The organism is Pseudomonas sp. m6p, assembly GCF_055760375.1.
This window is the reverse complement of sequence record NZ_CM147084.1, coordinates 6118603-6143378: the sequence shown is the minus strand read 5'-3', so window position 1 is coordinate 6143378 and position 24776 is coordinate 6118603. Positions and strand designations below refer to the sequence as shown.

At 60.9% G+C, this 24776-nt stretch carries 23 protein-coding genes; 9 read left to right on the top strand and 14 right to left on the bottom strand.

Annotated features, from left to right (window positions below):
- The first annotated feature begins 259 nt into the window (after positions 1–259).
- Genes ACYZUM_RS28045 through ACYZUM_RS28035 form a run of 3 tightly spaced genes read left to right on the top strand, consistent with a single transcriptional unit; the run spans position 260 to position 4295 of the window.
- Positions 260–1858, top strand: a complete 1599-nt coding sequence (locus ACYZUM_RS28045; RefSeq protein ID WP_108181341.1) for an ABC transporter permease — start codon at positions 260–262, stop codon at positions 1856–1858.
- A complete protein-coding gene (locus ACYZUM_RS28040; RefSeq protein ID WP_108181340.1) occupies positions 1855–2670 on the top strand; it encodes an ABC transporter ATP-binding protein in 816 nt (271 codons plus the stop codon). Before ACYZUM_RS28045 ends, ACYZUM_RS28040 begins: the two co-directional genes overlap by 4 nt.
- A gap of 14 nt (positions 2671–2684) precedes the next feature.
- On the top strand, positions 2685–4295 hold the full coding sequence (locus tag ACYZUM_RS28035) for an arylsulfatase (protein WP_108181339.1): 1611 nt from the start codon (positions 2685–2687) through the stop codon (positions 4293–4295).
- A 112-nt stretch (positions 4296–4407) separates the two neighbouring features.
- On the opposite strand, the gene ACYZUM_RS28030 is transcribed toward ACYZUM_RS28035, so the two are convergent.
- The gene (locus tag ACYZUM_RS28030) at positions 4408–5481 is read right to left on the bottom strand and encodes a fatty acid desaturase (protein WP_108181338.1); all 1074 of its coding nucleotides are present in this window, start codon (positions 5479–5481) and stop codon (positions 4408–4410) included.
- Positions 5482–5581: 100 nt separating this feature from the next.
- Here ACYZUM_RS28030 and ACYZUM_RS28025 point away from each other — a divergent pair, with 100 nt between their 5' ends.
- Positions 5582–6586, top strand: a complete 1005-nt coding sequence (locus ACYZUM_RS28025; RefSeq protein ID WP_041071077.1) for an AraC family transcriptional regulator — start codon at positions 5582–5584, stop codon at positions 6584–6586.
- A gap of 3 nt (positions 6587–6589) precedes the next feature.
- Here ACYZUM_RS28025 and ACYZUM_RS28020 read toward each other — a convergent pair whose 3' ends face one another.
- From ACYZUM_RS28020 to ACYZUM_RS28005, 4 genes are all read right to left on the bottom strand, one after another.
- Positions 6590–7813 (bottom strand): type II toxin-antitoxin system HipA family toxin, encoded by a 1224-nt coding sequence (locus ACYZUM_RS28020; protein WP_108181337.1) that lies wholly within the window; start codon positions 7811–7813, stop codon positions 6590–6592.
- A complete protein-coding gene (locus ACYZUM_RS28015; protein ID WP_108181336.1) occupies positions 7806–8054 on the bottom strand; it encodes a helix-turn-helix domain-containing protein in 249 nt (82 codons plus the stop codon). The genes ACYZUM_RS28020 and ACYZUM_RS28015 overlap by 8 nt, the downstream gene beginning before the upstream one ends.
- A 113-nt stretch (positions 8055–8167) precedes the next feature.
- Complete coding sequence (locus tag ACYZUM_RS28010) at positions 8168–9556, bottom strand: heavy metal sensor histidine kinase (protein WP_108181335.1); 1389 nt, start codon at positions 9554–9556, stop codon at positions 8168–8170.
- On the bottom strand, positions 9546–10226 hold the full coding sequence (locus tag ACYZUM_RS28005) for a heavy metal response regulator transcription factor (protein ID WP_047290769.1): 681 nt from the start codon (positions 10224–10226) through the stop codon (positions 9546–9548). The genes ACYZUM_RS28010 and ACYZUM_RS28005 overlap by 11 nt, the downstream gene beginning before the upstream one ends.
- A 136-nt stretch (positions 10227–10362) precedes the next feature.
- Between ACYZUM_RS28005 and ACYZUM_RS28000 the strand changes: the two genes are divergently transcribed.
- Both ACYZUM_RS28000 and uraH read left to right on the top strand, forming a co-directional pair.
- Entirely contained in the window at positions 10363–10848 is a 486-nt protein-coding gene (locus ACYZUM_RS28000; RefSeq protein WP_108181334.1) for a GlcG/HbpS family heme-binding protein, read from the top strand.
- An 11-nt stretch (positions 10849–10859) separates the two neighbouring features.
- On the top strand, positions 10860–11270 hold the full coding sequence (gene uraH / locus ACYZUM_RS27995; protein WP_097086822.1) for a hydroxyisourate hydrolase: 411 nt from the start codon (positions 10860–10862) through the stop codon (positions 11268–11270).
- Between the two features lie 165 nt (positions 11271–11435).
- Here uraH and ACYZUM_RS27990 read toward each other — a convergent pair whose 3' ends face one another.
- The gene (locus ACYZUM_RS27990; RefSeq protein ID WP_108181333.1) at positions 11436–12113 is read right to left on the bottom strand and encodes a Crp/Fnr family transcriptional regulator; all 678 of its coding nucleotides are present in this window, start codon (positions 12111–12113) and stop codon (positions 11436–11438) included.
- A gap of 82 nt (positions 12114–12195) precedes the next feature.
- Here ACYZUM_RS27990 and ACYZUM_RS27985 point away from each other — a divergent pair, with 82 nt between their 5' ends.
- Positions 12196–12723, top strand: coding sequence for an Mpo1 family 2-hydroxy fatty acid dioxygenase (locus tag ACYZUM_RS27985; RefSeq protein WP_108181332.1), 528 nt, complete (start codon positions 12196–12198; stop codon positions 12721–12723).
- Positions 12724–12810: 87 nt separating this feature from the next.
- Here ACYZUM_RS27985 and ACYZUM_RS27980 read toward each other — a convergent pair whose 3' ends face one another.
- From ACYZUM_RS27980 to dibA, 6 genes are all read right to left on the bottom strand, one after another.
- A complete protein-coding gene (locus ACYZUM_RS27980; protein ID WP_047290764.1) occupies positions 12811–13800 on the bottom strand; it encodes a sulfate/molybdate ABC transporter ATP-binding protein in 990 nt (329 codons plus the stop codon).
- 3 nt (positions 13801–13803) lie between these two features.
- On the bottom strand, positions 13804–14676 hold the full coding sequence (cysW, locus tag ACYZUM_RS27975) for a sulfate ABC transporter permease subunit CysW (RefSeq protein ID WP_007952817.1): 873 nt from the start codon (positions 14674–14676) through the stop codon (positions 13804–13806).
- Positions 14677–14689: 13 nt separating this feature from the next.
- Positions 14690–15508, bottom strand: a complete 819-nt coding sequence (cysT, locus tag ACYZUM_RS27970; protein ID WP_007952818.1) for a sulfate ABC transporter permease subunit CysT — start codon at positions 15506–15508, stop codon at positions 14690–14692.
- 229 nt (positions 15509–15737) lie between these two features.
- On the bottom strand, positions 15738–16751 hold the full coding sequence (locus ACYZUM_RS27965) for a sulfate ABC transporter substrate-binding protein (protein WP_108181331.1): 1014 nt from the start codon (positions 16749–16751) through the stop codon (positions 15738–15740).
- Between the two features lie 148 nt (positions 16752–16899).
- Positions 16900–17082: a sulfur starvation response protein OscA gene (gene oscA, locus ACYZUM_RS27960; RefSeq protein WP_039772974.1), complete on the bottom strand. Its 183-nt coding sequence runs from the start codon at positions 17080–17082 to the stop codon at positions 16900–16902.
- A 308-nt stretch (positions 17083–17390) separates the two neighbouring features.
- The gene (gene dibA, locus ACYZUM_RS27955) at positions 17391–19310 is read right to left on the bottom strand and encodes a phosphodiesterase DibA (RefSeq protein WP_108181330.1); all 1920 of its coding nucleotides are present in this window, start codon (positions 19308–19310) and stop codon (positions 17391–17393) included.
- A 147-nt stretch (positions 19311–19457) separates the two neighbouring features.
- Between dibA and desA the strand changes: the two genes are divergently transcribed.
- On the top strand, positions 19458–20642 hold the full coding sequence (gene desA, locus ACYZUM_RS27950; protein ID WP_108181329.1) for a delta-9 fatty acid desaturase DesA: 1185 nt from the start codon (positions 19458–19460) through the stop codon (positions 20640–20642).
- 247 nt (positions 20643–20889) lie between these two features.
- Positions 20890–21879 (top strand): GGDEF domain-containing protein, encoded by a 990-nt coding sequence (locus ACYZUM_RS27945; RefSeq protein WP_108181328.1) that lies wholly within the window; start codon positions 20890–20892, stop codon positions 21877–21879.
- 132 nt (positions 21880–22011) lie between these two features.
- On the opposite strand, the gene ACYZUM_RS27940 is transcribed toward ACYZUM_RS27945, so the two are convergent.
- Together ACYZUM_RS27940 and gabT are read right to left on the bottom strand one after the other, a co-directional pair.
- The gene (locus tag ACYZUM_RS27940) at positions 22012–23223 is read right to left on the bottom strand and encodes a response regulator (protein ID WP_086794828.1); all 1212 of its coding nucleotides are present in this window, start codon (positions 23221–23223) and stop codon (positions 22012–22014) included.
- A 131-nt stretch (positions 23224–23354) separates the two neighbouring features.
- Positions 23355–24635, bottom strand: a complete 1281-nt coding sequence (gabT, locus tag ACYZUM_RS27935; RefSeq protein WP_108181327.1) for a 4-aminobutyrate--2-oxoglutarate transaminase — start codon at positions 24633–24635, stop codon at positions 23355–23357.
- Positions 24636–24776: the final 141 nt, after the last annotated feature.

Here is a 24776-nt window from a genome sequence, read left to right as displayed (position 1 = left end):
GCATTAACAGCATCGAAAATATTCTTCGAATGCATTGGATGCGCAATGCGCTGGAAGCCTTAAATGGCGCTGCTTATCTCCAAATTTAATATTTTTTATATCGCTTATAACAATTGGTTTATAGCTAATACCGCTAGAGATCGCAGCCTTCGGCAGCTCCTACAGGAGCGAATTCACCAACGCATCCCACTCTAGGAGCTGCCGAAGGCTGCGATCTTTTGATCCTGCTCCCGATCCAACCCGACAACGGAGGTCACCCATGGCCCGTGATTCCCTGCTCAGCCTGCCGCTGCCCGCGCCGCCCCTGAAACGTCATCGGGCGTGGCCAAGCCTCAACCAACGCCTGTTGCCCTGGTTGCTGCCGATCAGCCTGTTCGCTCTGTGGTGGCTGGCCGCGCGCAATCAATGGATGAGCGAACAGATTCTGCCGGCGCCATCGCTGGTGTGGAACAGCGCCGTCGAGCTGTCCCAGGGCGAATTGTGGAGTCATTTGTGGATCAGCCTGCAACGGCTGCTCTGGGGCTTGCTGGCCGGTATCTGCGCGGGTGCGGTGCTGGGTGCCGCACTGGGTTTCAGCCGGCGTCTCGAACGGTTGGTGTTTCCGACCTTCGCCGGTCTGGCACAGGTGCCGACGCTGGCGTGGATTCCGCTGTTCATGGTGTTTTTCGGCATCGGCGAAGTGCTGAAACTGGTGGTGCTGATCAAGGCCATCGTGGTGCCGGTGACCCTGCACACCCTGGTCGGCGTTCGTGATGCGCAACCGAAACTGCGCGAAGCCGCCGCCGTACTGCGCCTGCCGTCGTATTTGCTGATCCGGCGTCTGGTGCTGCCCGCCGCACTGCCAGCGTTCATGGCCGGCGTACGCCTGGCCCTGGCCGCTGGCTGGACGTCCTTGCTGGCGGTGGAGCTGTTGGCGTCCAGCGAAGGCATCGGTTACCTGATGGTCTGGGCACGGCAACTGTTCATGCTCGACATCGTGTTCGTGTGCATCGTGGTCATCGGTGTGCTCGGCGTGGCGATGGATCGCGGCATCGGCTTTCTCGACCGAAAACTGGTGCACTGGCCGCACCCGGCCACCGCAGAAATCCGCAGTGGCCCGCGCTATGAAGGCTGGCAGCGGCTGCAACCGTGGCTGTTGCCGCTGAGCCTGATCGGTTTGTGGCAAGTGGCGATCGATCAGCAGTGGGTCGATGCGAACATTCTGGTCAGCCCGCTCGCGGTGCTGGAAACAACAAAAAACGGCTTGCTCGACGGCACGCTGATCAGCGGCATGGCCTTGAGTCTCGGTCGTACCCTTGGCGGCTTGCTACTGGGCGGCGGACTCGGTTTCGCCCTCGGCTTGCTGCTGGGGCTTTCACGCACCAGCGAACGACTGCTCGGCCCGACCCTCGCCGCCATCCGCCAGATCGCGATTTTCGCCTGGGTGCCGCTGCTCACCGCGTGGTTCGGATTGGGTGAATTGGCGAAGTGGGTGTTCGTTGCCCTCGCCGCGTTCTTTCCGTTGTTCATCGCCACTCAGCGCAGCGTCGCCAACCTCTCGCCACAACTCAACGAGGCCGCGCAGGTGCTGCGCCTGAGCCTCGGCCAGCGCCTGCGTCGTCTGGTGCTGCCGGGCGCGGCGCCGGGGATTTTTGCCGGGCTGCGCCTGAGTTTGATCTACGCCTGGCTCGGTACCATCGGTGCCGAATACTTCATGCCGTCCAACGGCGGCATCGGCAGCCAGATGATCGGCGCCCAACAACTGCTGCGCATGGACCTGATCATGGCCGGAATGCTGCTGGTCGGCCTCACCGGCGCCCTGCTCAACCTCATCGGCCAACGCCTGGAAATTCGCGCCACTCGCTGGAGACACGCATGAACGCACCGATTGTCAGCTTCACCCACGTAGGCAAATCCTTCGACGTCGACGGTTTCGAACTGGAGGCGATTCGCGAATTCAACCTCGACATCGCCGAGGGCGAATTCGTCGCCATCGTCGGGTCCAGCGGTTGCGGCAAATCCACCTTGCTGCGCTTGCTGGTGGGTCTGGATACGCAGTTTCGCGGGCAGATCAGCGTCGATGGCAAAGCCGTCAGCAGCATTGGCGGCGAGCGCGGCATCGTGTTTCAGGAGCACCGTTTGTTCCCGTGGCTGACGGTGGCCGACAACATCGGTCTGGGCCTGGTCAACGAGCCGCTGAGCACCGCCGAAAAGCAGCAACGCATCAACGATTTCATCGAGCTGGTCGGCCTGCGCGATTTCACCCGGGCCTATCCGCACCAGCTCTCCGGCGGCATGGCCCAGCGCGTGGCGATTGCTCGTGGACTGGTCGCCAGCCCACGGATTCTGCTGCTCGACGAACCGTTCGGTGCCCTTGATGCGTTGACCCGTCAGCAGATGCAGGACGAACTGCTGGCGATCCGCGACCGGGCGAAAATCACCACGATTCTGGTCACCCACGATGTCGAGGAAGCAATCTTCCTCGCCGACCGTGTGGTGGTGATGGAGCCGCGTCCGGGACGGATCAAGCAGGTGGTCGACATCGCCTTGCCGCATCCACGTCAGCGCAGCAGTTTCGACTTCCATCAGTTGCGTGAAGAGCTGCTGCACGAACTGACCAGTGACGACCATTACCAACCGAGCCTGCCGGTGCAGATCCGCGATCTGCCGCTGTCGTTCATTGCCTATTGAGAGGAGCTGTATCGATGCCGCAACGCCCCAACTTTCTGGTGATTCTGGCCGACGATCTCGGCTTCTCCGATATCGGCGCTTTCGGCGGCGAAATCGCCACGCCGAACCTTGATGCGCTGGCCAATAACGGCCTGCGCCTGACCGATTTCCACACCGCGCCAACCTGCTCGCCAACCCGCTCGATGCTGCTGACCGGCACCGACCACCACATCGCCGGCATCGGCACCATGGCGGAAGCGCTGACCCCGGAGTTGATCGGCAAACCGGGTTATGAGGGATACTTGAATGACCGTGTGGTCGCCCTGCCCGAGCTGCTGCGCGAGGCCGGCTATCAAACCCTGATGAGCGGCAAATGGCACCTCGGCCTGACCGCTGAACTGGCGCCGCAGGCCCGTGGTTTCGAGCGTTCTTTTTCGCTGCTGCCGGGGGCGGCCAACCATTACGGTTTTGAACCGACCTACGACGAACACACCCCGGGCCTGCTGAAATCGACGCCAGCGCTGTACATCGAAGACGAAACCTTTGTCGACGAGTTACCCAAGGATTTCTACTCGTCGGACGCCTTTGGCGACAAGCTGCTGCAGTATCTCAAGGAGCGCGATCAGAGCCGGCCATTCTTCGCTTATCTGCCATTCTCCGCACCACACTGGCCGTTGCAGGCACCGGCTGACATTGTCGAAAAATACCGTGGTCGCTATGACGCCGGTCCCGAAGTCCTGCGTCTGGAACGCCTGGAAAAACTCAAGGCGCTGGGCCTGATCGAGCCGGATGTCGAGCCGCATCCGCTGATTCAATTGAATGCGCAATGGGCTGCGCTGAGCGCTGAGCAACGACAGATTTCCGCGCGGGCCATGGAGGTTTACGCGGCGATGGTCGAGCGCATGGACTGGAACATCGGCCGGGTGGTCGATTACCTGCGCCAGCAGGGCCAACTCGATAACACCTTCATCCTGTTCATGTCCGACAACGGTGCCGAGGGCGCACTGCTGGAGGCGTTCCCCAAGTTCGGCCCGGAACTGCTGACTTACCTCAATCAGCATTACGACAACAGCCTCGACAACATCGGCCGCGCCAATTCCTACGTCTGGTACGGGCCGAGCTGGGCGCAGGTGGCGACGGCGCCGTCACGGCTGTTCAAGGCGTTCACCACCGAAGGCGGGATTCGCGTACCGGCGCTGCTGCACTATCCGCAACTGCCGATCAAAGGGCAGATCAGCCACGGCTATGGCACGGTGATGGACATCACCCCGACGATTCTCGATCTGGCCGGCGTGCGCCATCCGGGCAAACAATGGCACGGCAAACCGGTGGCGCCGCTGCGCGGCAAATCATGGCTGGGCTTTTTGTCTGGCGAGACGGCGCAGGTGCATGACGAGCACACCGTCACCGGCTGGGAATTGTTTGGCCGCCGGGCGATTCGCCAAGGGTCGTGGAAGGCGGTGTGGATCCCCGGGCCGGTGGGGCCGGCGACCTGGCAGCTGTATGACTTGAGCAGTGATCCGGGGGAGATTCATGATCTGGCGTCGAGTCAGCCGGACAAGCTCAGCACCCTGATCGGGCATTGGCAGAAATATGTGGAGGAGACTGGGGTGATTCTCAGTACTTCGCCGTTTCAGCCGGACTGATGTTGACTGATAGATCGCTTTCGCGAGCAGGCTCGCTCCCACAATCTGGATTTGCGAATACGATCCAGTGTGGGAGCGAGCCTGCTCGCGAATAGGCCTTCACACTCACCCATCAAGCCCGGGCAGCACGCACCTCTTCCTGCATCACCTCATCCCTGCGAACAAACCGGTTCGCCCGACCAAACGTGCCGAAATCATTGAATCGCACCCCCATCTCACGCATCACCTTATGCGCCACCGGCACGGTCATCTGCCGGATGTAAAACGGTTCCTTCACCACAAAATGATGAATCCCATGGCTGCTGCCAAAGTTGAAGCAGAACGCCTGCAGCGGCCACAACCACCACGGGTTCAACACCTGGCATTGCTGCAGCACGTTGCCCGCCTCGATGTCGCCGTAGTAATGCATGTTCGAGCTGATGAAGTGCAGGCAAAAGGTGCGCAGCACGTTCGGGCCGATGATCACCACTGCCGCGATGTCGATCACCTGCATCACTGACAACGTGGTTGCCGACCATTCAATCGGCGAACCCATGAGGTAAGCCACGCCATTTGCCGCGTGGAAGCCGAGAAACACGTACCACGCGCCCCAATGCACCAGCGCCAGCGGCGCGTAAACCTTCAATGTACGTTTGATGATGTTGATTTTGTGTGCCCAAGTCCTGGCCCGCAGCATGCGGATGAACGCCGACATAACGTTGTCGCCGACCATCAGCAGCCGCGCAAAACCCCATGGTTCGCCGTTGGTGATTGCACGCTCTTCCATATCGGTTTCGGTACCGGAAACCTTGTGGTGATTGAGGTGCAGATGGCGGCGGATCCACGGATTGATCGTGCTCGGCCGCGCCAGCCACACCAGGCCCATCATCAGGTTGTGCGGCACGCGTTGTTTGCGGAAATACATGCTGTGGATCAGGTCGTGTTCCAGCTCGTGGGTCAGGGAGGCGAAAAACGCGTTGAGCAACAGGCACACCCACCACGCCATATGGCCAGTGATGTACAGCGTCGCCGAACCAATCATCCCGGCCAGGGCAAAAGCCAGAATCCCCGCACCAAGGGCATCCTGATGCTGCAGGATCGGGTAGCGCTCACGCAGTTCGACGCCTTTGGCCAGCACCACTTCGCGAATATGCGCTGATCGCTGGGCAGCATTGTGTCGCTGGGGACTTGCAGAAGTACGGTCCATGCTTCCATCCTCTGTTTATTGATGTTCGCATCCTGCCCTGCGAACGCTTTATTGATGGTAGCCGTGAACGCCAACCTGTTGACCGGAAGCGCCAATCAGCATGAAGGAACCGACCTCGCTCGCCAGCTGGACCCGTGCCTTGCGCAAGCAACTCGATGCGCTGGGGCTGGACAGTCTCGGCCTGTGCCAACAGGCCGGGCTCGATCCGCAGTTGATGGACGACCCGAACGCGCGCTATCCGTTGTCCGGCACCACGCGCCTGTGGCAACTGGCGGTGCAGTTCAGCGGGGATCCGGCGATCGGTCTGCGAGTGTCGCGGTTCGTCAGCCCGACCACGTTCCATGCGCTCGGTTATGCGCTGGTGGCCAGCGGCAGCCTGCGTGAGGTGTTCGAGCGCATCGTGCGTTATCACCCGGTGGTCAGCGATGCGCTGGAACTGGAGCTGAGCCGCAGCGACGACCGTTATCTGTTTCGTCTGAAAATTCCGTCAGGCAATCCGGCGCCGGCCTTCGAAGCCATCGATGCGTTTGCCGCGATCTACGTGCGCACCTGCCGCAATCGCCTCGGTCGCGATTACGCGCCGCTGGCGGTCTACCTGCGCCGCCCGGAACCGTCCGATGCACATCAGTGGCACAAAGTGTTCCGCGCCCCGGTGCATTTCTCCTGCGCCGAAGATCGCCTGGAGTTCTCCCTTACCGACTTCGACAGCCACCTCGATGACGCCAACCCGGAACTCGCCGAACACAACGAAGCGGTGCTCAAGCGCACCCTGGCCCAGCTCCAACCGCTGACCTGGGAGCGCAAGGTGCGCGACGCCATCGAAGAGCAACTGCCCGAAGGCGAACCCAGCGCCGAACGCATCGCCCAGGCCTTGCACCTGAGCCTGCGCAGCCTGCAACGGCATCTGGCGGACGAGGGCTGTCGCTTCGACACGCTGCTCAACGAGAGCCGCGAAAACCTTGCGCTGCTGCACCTGCGCGATCCGCAATGTTCGTTGAGTGAAGTCAGTTACCTGCTGGGGTTTGCCGACACCAGCAGCTTCAGCCGCGCGTTCAAACGCTGGACGGGAATGACGCCGGGGCAGTTTCGCGATCAGTTGCGCTGAACATCAGCCCTTGATCAAGCTGCGTTGCAGGCCGGATGTCCACTGTTCGATCATCGCCTCGCCCACTTCGGCAAACTCGGGATGCTTGCGACTGTATTCGACCATTTCCTCCATCGCCATCTGCAGGCCATGAGCCACTTGTTGCAGTAATTCGCTGCAACGCGCCTCTGTCAGGTTGCAAGCCGTACGACCGAACCGCACCAACATCTTGTACTTGGGCCAGGCTTTCGAGCCGCCTAGCAGCAGCGCCATGCTGTCGCTCCGGATATAAACCGAAGTCGTGATGATGTCGTAAGCCGGCGCGAGCCTGACGGATGACTGCTCTGCACAATCTTCGTAAAGCACGCCGAAATTCTTCAGATGCGCATCACCGTTTTTCAGCCCCGCAGACAACGCGACAATCTTGAAAAACGCCTCCAGCGCAGAGCTCAGCAACTGCGGCGAAACGAATGCCTTGATCTGCCGCGCAGCACCTTCATAGGAACCGTCATATTTGGCTTTCGACGACCACCCGTTCAGTACACAGAAATCTTCGAACCCGAGGTACCCCGAATCGCTCAGGTCAAAACGCTCGATCACCAGAAATTTGCCGCGCTCGCTGAGCTCGAATTTTGGCACTTCGAGACCGCAGTGCCGCGCCGCCCGCATACAGAAATATTCATTGGTTGCCAGCTGCGGATACTCTTCGGCGCGAAAGGCCTTGACCAGATGAGTCGCCCCCCGATGAGTCAGGCGATCGATAGCGGCGGCGCTGTCACGCACCAGCACTTTGGGCTGCACGCCTGACACTCCGGAATACTGACCGTAGGTCTGTAAGAGATCTTCGAACAGCCCCTGAGCGCCATCGTGTACCAGCAGATCGCTGAGGGATGTTGCCGGAGGCTGATCAGTCGCCGGTGCGCTGGCAATTGCCAGACGGCCGAGCTGATGGGGGCCGACAATAGCCAACAAAGCAAAATCATCGAAGCCACGCACTGCTTTACTGAAGCGCCGCATCAATTCCTCACGCAGCGCGCCTTCGGGCAAGTTCATCTCGAAGACGGGGTGAATGCCGTGTTTCCAGCCATAGCTGTCCAGGCGAGTGGGCATCGTCAGCGATACCGCATTGTCCGCGCTAGCGTCTTCGCGGTAACTGAACACGCTGTCGTCGCGAATTTGCCCGCGCCCCAGCGTCCCAACCACCTGTTCACCAACACGGATTTGCAACCTGTCCGGCGTTTCAGTCATGGAAATTCACTTTTTGCAGAGTGTCGAGAGTTGGGCGATTGGACTGGCGGGGAATGGCAACCAGCTCGTAACCGAAGCCATTAAGAATTGCCTCAACCTTGCGCAGTCCGATTTCGGACACCGTATTGTTTTCGATCCCTGAGATAGTGGCGCGGCTCATGCCATATTGTTGAGCCAGTGCCTGCTGGGAGAGTTTGCGCGCCTTGCGCAAGTTTCTAATCAGTTCGCCGATCTGTTCCATTGCGCAAACCTGCACTATTTACGATGCATTTATAGATAAATATACAAATTGCATCAAATGCGATGCACTAATCGCCAGACTTTAGCTGAGTTTCAGAGTACTTGCACGGCGCATCATTGGGTCAGGACAACCCCCAACTCGAACACTGTGCCACTCGCATCACTGCTCACCCGCACCCGCCCGCCATGCAACTGCATGATCGACTGCACAATCGCCAGCCCCAGCCCACCCGAATCTCCAGGCTGCGCCCGTGAAGGGTCGACGCGATAGAAGCGGTCGAACAGTTTGCCCAGATGTTCTGGCGCAATCACCGGGCCGTGGTTGTGTACCTGCAACCAACACACACCCGCCTCATCACGGCGGCGCAGGCTGATCAGTGTGCCTTCATCAGCGTGACGCACCGCGTTGGCCAGCAGATTACCCAGGGCGCGTTGCAGCAGTTGCTGGTCGGCCAACAGTTCGCCGTGCAGCTGGTTTTCCAGGCGCAACTGGCGATCATCGGCCAGGGCTTCGAAGTAATCGCACAGCTCGCTGCCGAGGCTGTGCAGATCCAGTGTTTGCAAGTCGAGCGCACGCTCCGCCTGTTCGGCGCGGGCGAGGAACATCAGGTTCTCGGCCATGCGTTTGAGGCGTTCGAACTCTTCCATGTTCGACGCCAGCAGCTCCTGATACTCCGCCGTGCTGCGCGGGTGGTTCAGCGCCTGGCCGTTGCTGGCGAGCAAGGTGTGCAGCGGGGTGCGGATCTCGTGGGCCAGATCGGCAGAAAACTGCGACAGCCGCTGCACGCTGTCGTCCAGCCGCGCGAGCATGCCATTGAGCGCCTGTACCGGTTCGAGCAGTTCGGCGGGAGTGCCGCTGGCGGGCAGACGCTGATCGAGGCTGCGCAGATCGATGCCGCGCACCGCCGCGCTTAACTGGCGCAACGGTTGCAGGCCACGGCGCAGCAGCACCAGCCCCAGCGCGAACGCCAGCAACGCACCGAGCCCGACGGCCAGGTACAGGCGCAAGCGATAACTGGCGAGCATCTGTTCCCGTTCAGTGAGCACCTTGCCGGCGATCACCGTCAGCGGCTCGCCGTTCGGCCCTTGGGCTTCACCGGACAACAGCGCCAGCTCGGCGCCGTCCGGCGCCTGCCAGGTCAGCACATCGCGACGCTGCGGTGTTTGCTCGCGCGCGATTGCGCTTAACGTCGGCAGCTCGCGCTGACGAGGGTTGATCGCGATCACGTTCGAGCCATCGGCACGCCGCACCAGCAACAGGCTGTCGAGATTACCGAGCATGTTCTGGTACAACCGTGGCCGCGCCTGCAAGGCGCCAAGGCTGTCGCTGTCGGCAAGTAAGGCGCGCACTTGCTCCAGGCGGCCAAGCAACGCCAGATCATCCCGATAGGCGATCTCCGAGGCGAGCGAGCGGTAGAGAAACACGCCAATCGCACTCAACACCAACGCGCAGACCACGGCGAACGCCAGCGCCAGACGCCAGGCGATCGACCTAGACCGCATCGTCGGGCGCCTCCAGCTGATAGCCGACGCCACGCACGGTGTGGATCAGTTTCGGCATGTACGGGTCATCGACTTTCGCCCGCAGGCGGCGCACCGCGACTTCGACCATGTTGGTGTCGCTGTCGAAATTGAGGTTCCACACCTGCGAGGCGATCAGCGTGCGTGACAACACTTCGCCCTGACGGCTGGCGAGCAGTTGCAGCAGGGCGAATTCCTTGTTGGTCAGGGCAATGCGCTGGCCGCCGCGACTGACTCGACGCCGCAGCACGTCGATTTCCAGATCGGCGATGCTGTAGGACTCGGCCTCGCGCAATGGCCCGCGCCGCAGCAGCGTACGCACCCGCGCGAGCAATTCGGCGAAGGCGAAGGGTTTGAGCAGATAGTCGTCGGCGCCGAGTTCGAGGCCGCGTACGCGGTCTTCGATGGCATCCTTGGCGGTCAGGAACAACACTGGGGTGGCGCCGCGCTGGCGGATCAGTTGCAGCAGTTGCCAGCCATTGAGGCCCGGCAGCATCACATCGAGGATGATCAGGTCGTATGCCTGCTGCTCAATGAAATAGCGTCCATCAAGGCCATTGAGCGCTACGTCCACGGCAAACCCCGATTCGCCCAGGCCCTTGGCCAGGAAATTCGCAGTCTTGGCTTCATCTTCTACAACCAGCAAACGCATGGCACACCTCGATTGATCAGGCACACAGGCTAGGCGCCTTCGACGGCGTTGCCCATTACAAACTTGTAATCCGACTGACGGAGTTCTGACGAAGAGCGGCGGCTAAGGTGATGTCCTTCGCTTTCGGAGCCTGTCCATGACCGTCAAATACCTTGCAGCCAGCCTCGTCCTCGGCCTCAGCGCCAGCGTTTTCGCCGCCCCTGAACTGCCGCGCCACGCTGACCTCGACCTGAACACCGCACGCCTGCTGGCCGACACAGCACTGAGCCATTGCACCGCGACGGTATCGGTGCTCGACCGTGGCGGCAACGTGCTGGTGACCCTGCGCGGCGACGGCATCGGTCCGCACAACACCGCGGCCAGCCAGCGCAAGGCTTATACCGCGCTGTCGACGAAAACCCCGACCCGGCTGTTCGCCGAGCGCGCCCGCAGCAACCCGGAAACCGCCAATCTCAACACCCTCGACGAGCTGTTATTGCTCGGCGGCGGGATTCCGTTGTTCGCCGGCAATGAGTTGGTCGGCGCCATGGGCGTGGCCGGTTCCGGCGGCGGCGAGCAGGACGAAAACTGTGCCATCAAGGCCGCCGAAAAGGCCGGCCTGACCCTTACCCGTTCCCAATAAGGAGACTGACCATGACCACCCTGCGCATGACCTTCGCCGCACTCGGCCTGAGTGCCTTCTCCAGCCTGGCGCTGGCCGCCGGCAATCCACTGAGCGTGCACGTGCTCAACCTGGAAAACGGTCTGCCCTCGCCGGGCGTCAATGTGACGCTGGAAAAACACGTTGGCCAGAACTGGCAGCCACTGGCTCAGGGCACCACCAACGAACAGGGGCGCATCGCCGAACTGTTCCCGGCCAAACAGCCTTTCGAGGCGGGCGAATACCGAGTGGTATTCAAGACCGGCGAGTATTTCGAGAAGAACAAGCGCGAGACGTTTTTCCCGGAGATCCCGGTGATTTTCCAGGTGAAGCAGACTGACCAGCACTACCACATCCCGCTGCTGCTCAGCCCTTACGGTTTCTCGACCTATCGCGGCTCGTAAGCCACACTCCTGCAGGTTCTGTGGTTTGCCTCAAAGATCATGGATAGTTGAGAACCCTGTGGGAGCTGGCTTGCCAGCGATGGCATCAGTTCAGCAAGCATGCATGTCGACTGATACACCGCAATCGCTGGCAAGCCAGCTCCCACAGTGGAATGGTGTGAGTTTTCAGATCGTGGCGAGAGCCCGCAATCGCTTGGCATCGAGAATCTCGATCTCGCCATACCCCAACCCGATAATCCCCTGCCCCTGCAAATCCTTGAGGATCTGGTTGGTGGTCTGGCGTGACAGCGACAGCATCGACGCCAGCTGCTCCTGCGGCAGTTGCAGGACCCGGCGTGGCGCATCGATTTCACCGTAGCCCTCGGCGATCATCAGCAAGCGATGCGCCAGGCGAGCCGGGGCCGGCAGCAGGCTCAACTGTTCGAGATTGATGAAGGTCAGGCGCAGTTTGTGGCTCATCAGCAATGCCAGATGGCGCCAGTACACCGGGTGTTCATCGAGGATTTTCAGCAGCGTGGCCTGCGGGATATTCAGCAGCGTGCACGGCCCGACTGCATACGCATCGTGAGTGCGTGGCTGACCGTCGAACAGGCAGATTTCGCCGAACCAGTGCGGCGCCTCCACCAGGCTCAGCAACGCCTCCTTGCCCTGCTCGCTCACCGCGCCGATACGGATCGCGCCGTCGAGCACCGCGTACAAGCCGCAGGGCGGATCACCGCGCTGGAACAAGCGCTGCCCCGCCGTCAGCCGCCGCTCCCGAGCCGCCGCCAGCAGACTATCCTGAAAGGATGCCGGCAGATGACTGAACCATTGCCCGGTCAGCAGCCGTGAACGCTTATCCATGATCACTCCCAATTGTCGCCTGCCTGACAGAGCGAACGCCGAACCCGAGGCATGCTGCACGCACCCTACAGGAGGAACAACAATGAAAAGCCTCGTCGACCATCTCAGTCAATACGCCGCCTACCACCGCGACCCGCGCAACATCGCCAGCCACTTTATCGGCATTCCGCTGATCGTGGTGGCGGTGGCCGTTTTATTGTCGCGACCAGCGTGGTCACTGGGCGGCTTGTGGATCTCTCCGGCGGTGCTCTTGGCGCTGGCCTCGGCATGGTTTTATCTGTGCCTGGAAGTGAAACTCGGCGTGTTGATGACGGTGCTGATGGGCCTGTCGGTCTGGGCCGGACATGCATTGGCGCAGCAGAGCACGATGGTCTGGCTCAGCAGCGGGCTGGCGATGTTTGTGATTGGCTGGGTGATCCAGTTTGTCGGGCACCACTACGAGGGGCGCAAACCGGCGTTTGTCGATGATGTCAGCGGGTTGATTGTCGGGCCGCTGTTTGTCGTGGCCGAAGTGGCGTTCCTGCTGGGAATGCGCCATGAGTTGAAAGCGCAGATCGAGGCGCGGGCGGGGGTGGTGCGGGTCAATCCGAATCGCAAAGCGGCGGCTTAGGCCGCTTGAAAGATCGCAGCCTGCGGCAGCTCCTACATTGGAATGCATGTCCCTGTAGGAGCTGCCGAAGGCTGCGATCTTTTGACTTTAGAGGCTGGCGACTTTCTGCCAGACCTTCGGCTTGAAGAACAGGGTTTCACCCTTGGCCAGTCCGATCAGGCTGTCGTGGTCCTTCACCACTTCCGCCTCGATCAGATCCGTCTGCCCTTCTACCTTCAACGTCACCCGCGTGGTCGCGCCCAATGGGCGAATATCACGCACTTCAGCGGCGTGGTGATCTTCCAGCTCATGTTTGGACAACGACACTTCGTGCGGACGGAACAGCACATGGTTGTCGTCGCTGAGCAGCAAGCGGTTGGAGTCGCCGAGGAAGTGATAAACGAAGTCGCTGGCCGGGTTTTCGTAGACGTCGCCCGGTGAGCCGATCTGCTCGATCACGCCCTTGTTCATCACCACGATGCGGTCGGCGACTTCCATCGCTTCTTCCTGGTCGTGGGTCACGAATACCGAGGTCAGGTTGATGTCTTCGTGCAGGCGCGCCAGCCAGCGGCGCAGCTCTTTGCGCACCTTGGCGTCGAGGGCGCCGAACGGCTCGTCGAGCAGCAGCACTTTCGGTTCCACCGCCAACGCGCGCGCCAAAGCGATACGCTGACGCTGGCCGCCGGACAGTTGCTCCGGGTAGCGATCGGCCAACCAGTCCAGTTGCACCATGTTCAGCAGTTCGTGGACCTTGGTCGCGATCTGGCTTTCGCTCGGGCGCTGGTTTTTCGGTTTCATGCGCAGGCCGAACGCGACGTTGTCGAATACCGTCATGTGCCGGAACAGCGCGTAGTGCTGGAACACGAAACCGACGTTGCGATCACGCACGTCGTGGCCGGAGACGTCTTCGCCGTGAAAGACGATGTTGCCCTGATCCGGGGTTTCCAGGCCGGCGATGATCCGCAGCAGCGTGGTCTTGCCGCAGCCGGACGGGCCGAGCAGCGCCACCAGTTCACCGCTCTGAATGTCCAGGCTGATGTTGTCCAGCGCCTTGAACGCATTGAAATTCTTGCTGACGTTACGCACTTCGATCGACATGAATTATTCCTCCGCGGCGCTGGCGCGCAGGCGGTTGATACGGTTTTCGCTCCACTGCTTGAGCAGCAGGATGAAGAGCGCCAGGATCAGCAACAGGCTCGCCACGGCGAACGCGGCCACGTGGTTGTATTCGTTGTAGAGGATCTCGACGTGCAGCGGCAAGGTGTTGGTCACCCCGCGAATGTGCCCGGAAACCACCGACACCGCACCGAACTCACCCATGGCGCGCGCAGTACACAGCACCACGCCATAGATCAGGCCCCATTTGATGTTGGGGACGGTGACGTGCCAGAACATCTGCCAGCCGTTGGCGCCAAGCAGGCGCGCGGCCTCCTCTTCCTGCGTGCCCTGTTCCTGCATCAGCGGGATCAGCTCACGAGCCACGAACGGCACGGTGACGAAAATCGTCGCCAGCACAATGCCCGGCAGGGCGAAGACGATCTGGATGTCGTGATCCTGCAGCCACGGCCCGAACAGGCCCTGCGCACCGAACATCAGCACGTAGACCAGACCTGCGATCACCGGCGACACCGAGAACGGCAGGTCGATCAGCGTCACCAGCATGCTCTTGCCACGGAACGAATATTTGCTCACGCACCACGCGGCGCTGACGCCGAACACCAGGTTCAGCGGCACCGAAATCAGCACCGCGATCACCGTGAGTTTCAGCGCCGACAAGGCGTCCGGTTCAAAGATCGCGGTGAAGAATGCGCCGAGGCCGTTCTTCAAACCCTGCGACACCACGATGAACAGCGGCAATACCAGAAACAGGAAAAAGATCAGCCAGCCAAGGCCGATCAGGATTCTGCGCGAAGTGGCACTGCCACGCCGCGCAGCGTTGGCCGAGGACGCGGCCGCAATAGACGATTGGGACATGGTTCGCGCCTCCTTATGGGGTTTCGATGCGCCGCTGCAACAGGTTGATCAGCAGCAACAGGACGAAGGAAACCACCAGCATCAGCACGCCGATGGACGTGGCACCGGTGTAATCGTACTGGTCGAGTTTGACCATGATCAGCAGCGGCAGGATTTCGGTTTTCATCGGCATGTTGCCGGCGATGAAAATCACCGAACCGTACTCGCCGACACCCCGGGCAAAGGCCAGGGCAAATCCGGTCAGCCACGCTGGCAACAGCGCTGGCAGGAGGATATGGCGGAACACCTGCAACGGTTTCGCGCCAAGGCAGGCGGCGGCTTCTTCGACTTCACGGGGAATGTCAGCCAGCACCGGTTGCACCGTGCGCACCACGAACGGCAGCGTGACGAAAGTCAGCGCCAGGGTAATGCCCAACGGGGTGTAGGCGATCTTGAAACCGAGGTCGGCGGCGAACTGTCCGACCAGACCGGTCGGGGTGTACAGCGCGGTCAGGGCGATACCGGCCACCGCCGTCGGCAGGGCGAACGGCAGGTCGATCATCGCGTCGATGACCTTGCGCCCCGGGAAGGTGTAGCGCACCAGCACCCAGGCCAGCAGCGTGCCGATGATGCCGTTGATGATCGCGGCACACAGCGCGGTGCCGAAGCTCAGCTTCAGAGCAGCCAGCACGCGCGGTGCGGAGATGATCGTCCAGAACTGATCCCAGGTGAGTTGGGCGGCGTGGACGAACATCGCCGCCAGCGGGATAAGCACAATCAGGCTGAGGTACACCAAGGTGTAACCCAGCGTCAGCCCGAAGCCGGGTATGACGGGGGAGATACGACGCGACATAAAAGTCCTTGGTTAAAAACGCATCAATGTGGGAGCGAGCCCTGTGGTGAGGGGATTTATCCCCGACCGACTGCGAAGCAGTCGCAAAACCAGAGTTCGCGGTAGATTTGATTCACCGCAAAGGTCGGCATTGGGGCTGCTGCGCAACCCATCGGGGATGAATCCCCTCACCACAAAGGCTCACTCCCACATCTCAAGTGCCTGAACTTCAGGCTCATTGTGGGTCAGATTACTGCGCCTGATAGATCTGGTCGAACACGCCACCGTCGTTGAAGAACTTCGGTTGTGCGGATTTCCAGCCGCCGAAGTCCTTGTCGATGGTCACCAGTTCCAGTTTCGGGAACTGCTGGGCGTACTTCGCCGCCACGTCCTTGTCGCGTGGACGGTAGAAGTTCTTCGCGGCGATCTCCTGACCGGCCGGGCTGTACAGGTGCTTCAAGTAAGCTTCGGCAATCTGTTCGTTGCCCTTTTTCTCGGCGTTCTTGTCGACCACCGCCACCGGTGGCTCGGCCAGAATCGACAGCGACGGCACGACGATGTCGAACTTGTCAGCGCCGCCGTCTTCTTTCAACGCCAGGAACGCTTCGTTTTCCCAGGCCAGCAACACGTCACCCTGACCGTTGTTGACGAAGGTGATGGTCGAGCCACGAGCGCCGGTGTCCAGTACCGGAACGTGCTTGAACAGGGTCTGCACATACTCTTTGGCTTTTTCTTCGCTGCCGCCGTTGGCTTTCAGGCCGTAGGCCCACGCGGCGAGGAAGTTCCAGCGCGCACCGCCGGAGGTTTTCGGGTTCGGGGTGATCACCGAAACGTCATTCTTGACCAGATCGCCCCAGTCCTTGATGCCTTTCGGGTTGCCCTTGCGCACCAGGAACACGATGGTCGAGGTATATGGAGTGCTCGCCTCGGGCAGGCGCTTCTGCCAGTCGGCCGGCAGGGTCTTGCCGAGCTTGGCGATTTCGTCGATGTCGCCGGCCAGTGCCAGGGTCACCACGTCGGCGCGCAAACCGTCGATCACCGCACGGCCCTGCTTGCCAGATCCGCCATGGGATTGCTGGATTTTCACGGTGTCGCCGGCGTGATCTTTCTGCCAGAACTTGATGAATTCGGCGTTGTAGTCCTGGTACAGCTCGCGCGTCGGGTCGTACGACACATTGAGCAATTCGTAATCCTTGGCAACTGCAGAACCGGCAAACACGGCGCTGGCCAGGGCGGCCAAAGCGTAACGGCGAATCGACGACATGGTGAAAGCTCCTGGAATTCTTGGTGGTGGCTTTTTCTTATGTATTTCGGAAATCGGGGTGCCGGTTCAAAGATCGCAGCCTGCGGCAGCTCCTACACACAGCCCCCTGTAGGAGCATGCCGCAGGCTGCGATCTTTTGATCTTCATATCAGCTCGGTTTGTTACCCGGCTGCTGCAGACGGAATTTCTCTTTGCGTTCGATCTGCACGACCTGGGCGTTGTGCACAGTGATCTCCACCGCGCCGAAACGCAGATCGCGCAGGGCGCTCTGGATTTCCCGCAAGATGGTGCTTTCGTCCTGACCGTCAACGCTGCGAAGGGATGCGCTCATGGTGCTGCTCCTTTGAATGGGATATGCCTGGCAGTGGGCGGCACTGCGTTCGGCGTGGGAGCAATATAAGAGAGGCGCAGATATTCTTAAAAAGACTATTTAAGAATGTTTATATAACTAGAAAACATTATCTGACGGGCCAAGGGTTTGCGCGGTGTTCACTTAGTTTGAAGCCTGTATGAAACCCTGTGGCGAGGGGATTCATCCCCGATGGACTGCGTAGCAGCCCCTGTTTTTCAGGGCCGCTGCGCGACCCATCGGGGATAAATCCCCTCGCCACAGGTTTGGTGTCAGCCAGAGCAGGACTGTTAACCGATAACAGGGGCTTTGGCCCAATCAATCTCCCCCGCCGGCACTGGCCGCCCAAACCAGTAGCCCTGTCCCAGGTCACAGGCCTGCTCCAGCAGAAACGCCGCCTGCTCGGCCTGCTCGATCCCCTCGGCGTGCACCTGCATGCCCATGCTCCGGGCCAGCGCGATGATCACCCGGACGATCGCGGCGTCGTCCTCGTCCCAGGGCAACCCGGCGACAAAACCCTGATCGATCTTGAGCTTCTGCACCGGCAGGCGCTTGAGCCGCAACAGTGATGAGTAGCCGGTACCGAAATCGTCAATGGCCAGGCGAATCCCCAGTTCACGCAAATGATGCATCTGCTCCAGCGCCACTTCCGGATCATCCATCACCGCGCTCTCGGTGACTTCCAGTTCCAGAAAGGCCGGATCCAGACCGGTCTCGTGCAGCACCTGCGCCACCTGCTGATATAGCTCACGCCGGGCAAACAAGCGCGACGACACGTTCACCGCGACGAACGACAGTACGACCCCGGCCTGCTGCCATTGGCACATCTGCGAACACGCCTGGCGCATCACCCAGGCGTCGATTTCAGCAATCATCCCGGTGCGCTCGGCAATCGGAATGAATTCCGCCGGCGACACCAGCCCGCGCTGCGGATGCTGCCAACGCACCAGCGCTTCGACACCAATCAGGCGACTGCTGCGCAAATCGTGAACCGGCTGGTAGTAGACCCGCAGTTCCTGTTGCTCCAGCGCACGGCGCAGCTCGAAAGCGATCTCGACCCGTTGCTGCGCGTGCGCGGTCAGCTCTTCGGTGTACAACGCGTAACCGTTGCGCCCGCTGCTCTTGGCCTTGAACAGTGCGGCGTCGGCATTGCGCAACAATTGATCGGCACTCAACGCGTCGCTGGGGAACAGGCTGATGCCGATGCTGGCGTTGATGAACAGCTCATGCCGGTCGATGCCGAACGGCTCCTTGAGCGCATCGAGAATGCGCTGGGCCAGCGCCGCGGCTTGAACCAGTTGCGGACAACTCTCCGCCAGTACCGCGAATTCGTCACCACCTAGCCGCGCCAGGGTAATCCCGGGGCCGAACAGTTCCTGCAGGCGTGCCGCCACGACTTTGAGCAGGCGATCACCGACGTTATGGCCGAGGCTGTCGTTGATCATCTTGAAGTGGTCCAGATCGATCATCAGCAAGGCGCAGCCGCGCTTGTGGATCTGCGCCGACGCCAGCGCCTGCTCGGCGCGGTCGCTGAACAACAGGCGATTGGGCAGGTCGGTCAGCGGGTCGTGGTGGGCGAGGTGCTTGAGTTCGTGTTCAGAATCCTTGATCGCACTGATGTCGGAAAACACCGCCACGTAGTGGCTGAGGTGGCCCTGATCATCGTGAATCACGCGAATGGTCTGCCACTGCGGGTAAATCTCGCCGCTCTTGCGCCGGTTCCAGATCTCCCCGCTCCATTCGCCCTCGCTCTCCAACGTGGCGAACATCGCCTGATAGAAGCCCGGCGGATGGTGACCGGACTTGAACAGGCTCGGCTGATGGCCGAGAACTTCCTCGTACTGATAGCCAGTGATTTCCATGAACGCACGGTTGACGTGCACGATCAGGCCCTCGCGGTTGGTCACCAGCACGCCCTCGCGGGTGCAGTCGAATACCGCAGCAGCCTGGCGCAGGCGTTCACGGTCGGCCTGCCGCTCGCGTAACCGCGCACCGATACCGAGAAATTCGCACAATCTGGCCCGCGCGAGGAAAATCAGGCCCGCGCTGACGGCAGCCCAGACGTAACCGTTGATCAGTTGCCATCGCTGCAGATCGACAGACTCATCAAAGAAACTGTTCAATAAGTAACCAGTGCCCTGCAGCCAGACAACAGCAAGCAACAGGTAAAGCAGCGCTGCACGCAGGGCATCGCGGTAAGTGGCAGGCATTCGGCTGTCCATGTCCCTACAAAAAAGGTTGGAATTATAGGTCAAGAAACATCCAGCGACTCTTATCTGAAAGGGCGACTGGTTTTATCTGTGTGCTTGGTGATAATGCAACGGCTGTTTTTATCTTTATCGAGGGCCCTATAGCCTATGTGGTACGAAGGTTTTCTTGGCTTGTCGGCCTGGTCTCTGGTCGCGGTCACCCTGCTGATGACCCACGTGACAATTGTCGCCGTCACGGTCTATCTGCACCGTTACTCGGCCCATCGCTCACTTGAGCTGAATGCCGGCCTGAAACACTTTTTCCGCTTCTGGCTGTGGCTGACCACGGCGCAGAACACCCGCGAGTGGACTGCCATCCACCGCAAACACCACGCCAAGTGCGAAACCGAAGATGACCCGCACAGCCCGGTGATCAAGGGTCTGTCCACCGTGCTGCGCAAAGGCGCCGAGCTGTATCGCGCCGAAGCCGAGAATCCGGAGACCCTGCGCATCTACGGCAAGAACTGCCCGGAAGACTGGATCGAGCGCAATCTCTACAGCCGCTATCCGCTGCTGGGTGTGGCGATCATGGGCGTCCTCGATCTGCTGCTGTTCGGCACCATCGGCATTACCATCTGGGCGATCCAGATGATGTGGATCCCGGTCTGGGCCGCCGGCGTGGTCAACGGCCTGGGCCATGCCATCGGCTACCGCAACTTCGAATGCCGCGACGCGGCGACCAATCTGGTGCCGTGGGGCATCCTGATCGGTGGTGAAGAGCTGCACAACAACCATCACACCTACCCCAACTCGGCCAAGCTGTCGGTGAAGAAGTGGGAATTCGACCTCGGCTGGGCGTGGATCAAAGTCTTCAGCTTCTTCAGACTGGCCAAGGTCCAGCGTGTGGCGCCGATTGCCCACCGCGTCGAAGGCAAGGGCCATCTGGACATGGACACCGCCATGGCGATCCTCAACAACCGCTTCCAGATCATGGCCCAATACCGCAAATTGGTGATCGGCCCACTGGTCAAGCAGGAGCTGGACAAGGTCGATCATTCGGTACGCCATCAATTCCATCGCGCCAAACGCCTGCTGTCGCGGGAAACCAGCCTGCTGGAAGACCGTCATCACTTGCGCATCCAGAACATGCTCGAGCACAGCCAGGCGCTGAAGGTCATTTACGAAAAACGCCTGGCCCTGCAGCAGATCTGGGTCAAGACCAGCGCCAATGGCCACGACATGCTCGCCGCCATCAAGGAATGGGTGCACGAGGCCGAAGCCAGCGGCATCCAGTCCCTGCGTGAATTCGCCGACCAGCTGAAAACCTACTCGCTGCGCCCCGCCACAGCCTGACCGCCGTGAATGAATCCCCTGTGGTGAGGGGATTCATCCCCGATCGGTAGCGGAGCCAGCGCAAATCTGACGACGCGTTCTCATTGCTGAAACGCGTCATCTCTACCGCCCGGCGGGAGCAAGCCTCCTCGCCACAAAAGCGCGGAACTTAGCACCGAAAGCCCTATCTCAAAGACACTTCGCCATCCCGGCGGGCTGTACTGTGGCCGTTGTCGAAATCGCGGCACGCCCTTTGAGAAATGTGCCGATGGTCAACAACAATCAACAAGACTCATCCCTTGCGCAGTGGCCCGAGGCCGCGCAAACCCTGATGGCGCTGATGCACGCCCAAGGCGAAGTCGCCCGGCTGAGCGAGCGCGAACAACTGTTCAGTTCATTGCTGGTGAGCGTCAACGCGGTGCTCTGGGCGTTCAATTGGGAAACCCGTCAGGTGCTCTATGTCAGCCCTGCCTACGAGCGGATTTTCGGTCGTTCCGCAGGACTGTTGCTGGCTGACTACAACCAATGGCGCGACAGCATCTACCCCGACGACCTCGACTATGCCGAGCGCAGCCTGGCCGAAGTGCTGCACAAAGGCGCGGTGGAAGACCGCGAATACCGGATCATCGCCGCCGACGGCCAGGTTCGCTGGCTCAGCGACAAGTGCTTCATCAACCGTCAGGACGAGCCCGGGCAACCGGTGATCATCGTCGGCATCGCCGAAGACATCACCGACAAAAAACGCATGGAAACCGAACTGCATCGGCTGGCCACCACCGACGTACTGACCCAAAGCAGCAACCGTCGCCACTTCTTCGAATGCGCCAACCGCGAGTTCGACGACGCGCGCCTGCACGGTTCGCCACTGGCCTTCCTGCTGCTGGACATTGATGACTTCAAGCAGATCAACGACAGCTACGGCCACCCGGAAGGCGACAACGTGCTGCAACGCATCGCCGAATGCGGGCGTACCTCGTTACGTCGGGGTGATCTGTTCGGGCGGATTGGCGGCGAGGAGTTCGCTGCGGTGTTCCCCGGTTGTGCACCGGACATGGCGATGCAAGTGGCCGAGCGGCTGCAGCAGGAGATTCAGCGGATGGTCTTCAATGTCGAAGGCCAGACCTTCGGCATCACCGTCAGCCAGGGACTGACCAGCCTCAGGGATGAAGACGAAAGCCTCGACAGCCTGTTCGCCCGGGCGGATGCGGCGATGTATGAGGCCAAGCGTCAGGGCAAGAACCGGATTATCTCAAGCTGAAATCCATCCTCCGATTCACCTTCCCTTGTAGGAGCTGCGGCACGCTGCGATCTTTTGATTTTGTTTTAAAAGACAAGATCAAAAGATCGCAGCGTGCCGCAGCTCCTACAGGGGGGATGCTCGTGAATCCGGTTATTTACGCATCCGCATCAATTCCGGCAGCCCGATCTTCAGCAGCCGCGCCGTGCGACTCTTTGCCAGTTCCTCAACGCCCTCATGTTCGGTCAGGCGGGCCATTTGCGCCGCCATGTTCATCACCAGCGCCTCACGGGAATACACCCCGCCTCCGAGCTGGTAGACCGACGCAATCAACTCGCGCAGCTCCAGCGGCAGGCGCCAGCGCGTGCGCAACGCCGAACCGTAGGCCGCGCCGAATTCTGCCAGCGCGTCACCGACTTCCTCCCACTCATCCAGCTCACCACCAGCCTGCTTCCACTCCTGTAAACAGCGCAACAGCGCCAGATCGCCAAGGCGATGCAGCATGCCGGCGCAATAGCAGCGCTCCTGATCCAGGTCGAGCAGGCGCGCCAGGGTGCGGGCGTATTCGGCGGTGTGCAGCGACAAGCCCCAATAGCGCTCGGCGTAATCCGCCAGGCACGGGTCACTGAGTTTGGCGCTGCGCTTGAGCGCCAGGCCGAGAATCAGGTTCATGCTCTGCCCGGTCCCGAGGCGATGCAGCGCCTGCCCCAGGGTCTGTACCGCCGCGCCATGATGCTGCGCCGCGCTGTTGGCGGCGGCGATCAGCACGGCGGTAATCTGCGGATCGGTACGGATCTCTTCTTCCAGCAGTTTCAGGTCGAGGCCATTGGGGTTGAGGCTGCGTTTGACCGCCACCTGCACATCGGTCATCAACGGCGCGCCATCGGCCTGCTCGCGGCGCCGCTCGAGGAACACCGACAAGGTCATGCCCGGCGCCAGCGTCGGCACCTCGCAGAACACCTCTTCACCCGCATTCAACAGCAAACCCTGCAGCCGCTCGGTCAGGCTTTCCATGTTCAGCGGTTTGGTCAGGTAGGCCGTCGGGGCCAACGGGATGGCTTCGCGCACACTGGCGCTGTCGTTGCGACTGCTCATCAGAATGAACGGCAGCGGCGGATTGCGTTTGCGCTGGCGCACGCTGCGCAGCACGCTCAAGCCATCGATACCGGGCAACTCCCAATCGACGATGGCCAGGTCATAAGGCACTTCGCTGAGTAACGACATGGCTTGCTGGCCATCGGCACACAAGTCCAGCCGCGCATCACAGCGCACGTTGAGCAACACTTGTTTAAGCAGGTCACGAGACCACGGATCGGCCTCGGCAATCAGCACTCGGGGTACGGCGGGTAAATCAACGGCGGTCATGCGCGCTCTCCCTTGCAATGCCTGAACCTTAGCCAATGCTGGCCCTTCGATACAGCGCAAAAGGGTTTCTGAGGCATAAAAAAACCCGCCGAAGCGGGTTTTTTCTCGATCCGATCACACAGTGCCCGGCATTACAGCTCCGAGAAGCACTCTTCGATGATCGCCAGGCCTTTGTCCAGTTGCTCGTCCGGCGAGGTCAGCGGTACGAGAACGCGCAGCACGTTGCCGTAGGTGCCGCAAGACAGCAGGATCAGCCCCTTGTCACGTGCCTTGGCCACCACCGATGCCACTGCGGCAGCGTTCGGCTTGTGGCTGTCGCCGTTTTCGAACAGCTCGATCGCGATCATCGCGCCCAGCGCACGCACTTCGCCGATCACTGCCGGGTATTTGGCCTGGATGGCCTTCAGGCCGGTGACCAGACGCTCGCCGACAGCCTTGCAACGGTCCAGCAGGTGCTCTTCTTCGAACACTTCCATCACGGCCAGGGCCGCAGCGCAAGCGATCGGGCTACCGGCGTAGGTGCCGCCCAGGCCGCCTGGAGCGATGGCGTCCATGTATTCGGCCTTGCCGCAGACACCGGCCAGCGGGAAGCCGCCAGCGATGGATTTGGCGAAAGTGGTCAGGTCGGCAGCAACGCCCATCTGTTCCATGGCGAAGAAGGTGCCGGTACGGCCAGCGCCGGTCTGCACTTCGTCAGCGATCAGCAGGATGCCGTGCTGGTCGCACAGGGCGCGCAGACGCTTCATGAACTCTTTCGGCGCGACGTAGAAACCACCTTCACCCTGCACCGGCTCGATGATGATCGCGGCGATGTCTTTCGGCTCGGCGTCGTTCTTGAAGATGCGTTCGATGGACGCGATCGAATCGTCGATGCTCACACCGTGCAGCTCGTTCGGGTACAGCGCGCGGAAGATGCCGCCTGGCATCAGGCCCATGCCGGCCGAGTAAGGCACGACCTTACCGGTCAGGCCCAGGGTCATCATGGTGCGACCGTGGTAGGCACCGGTGAAGGCGATCACGCCGGCACGGCCAGTGGCGGCACGGGCGATCTTCACGGCGTTTTCCACGGCTTCGGAACCGGTGGTCACCAGCAGGGTTTTCTTGGCGAAATCACCAGGCACCTTGGCGTTGATCTTTTCACACAGCTCTACGTACGGTTCGTAGGCCAGCACCTGGAAACAGGTGTGGGTCAGCTTGTTCAGCTGTTCGGTCACCGCGGCGATGATTTTCGGGTGCACGTGGCCGGTGTTCAGTACCGCGATACCGCCGGCGAAGTCGATGAACTCACGACCTTCAACGTCAGTCACGGTAGCGTTCTTCGCCGATTCGGCGAAGATCGGGTGAATCTGGCCAACACCACGTGGAACAGCTGCGGTACGACGGGCCATCAGTTCAGCGTTAGTCTTGCTCATTACAGTCCTCATTCACCGCTCATCGGGCGGCGTGGTTCAAGGATAAAGCGGGAGGAATCGGCGGTGGCAGCATGCGATGATCGACTGCCACGGCGTTCCTGGCCGCAGAGAAAATTCCGGTTTGAAACGACGCAAAGGGAC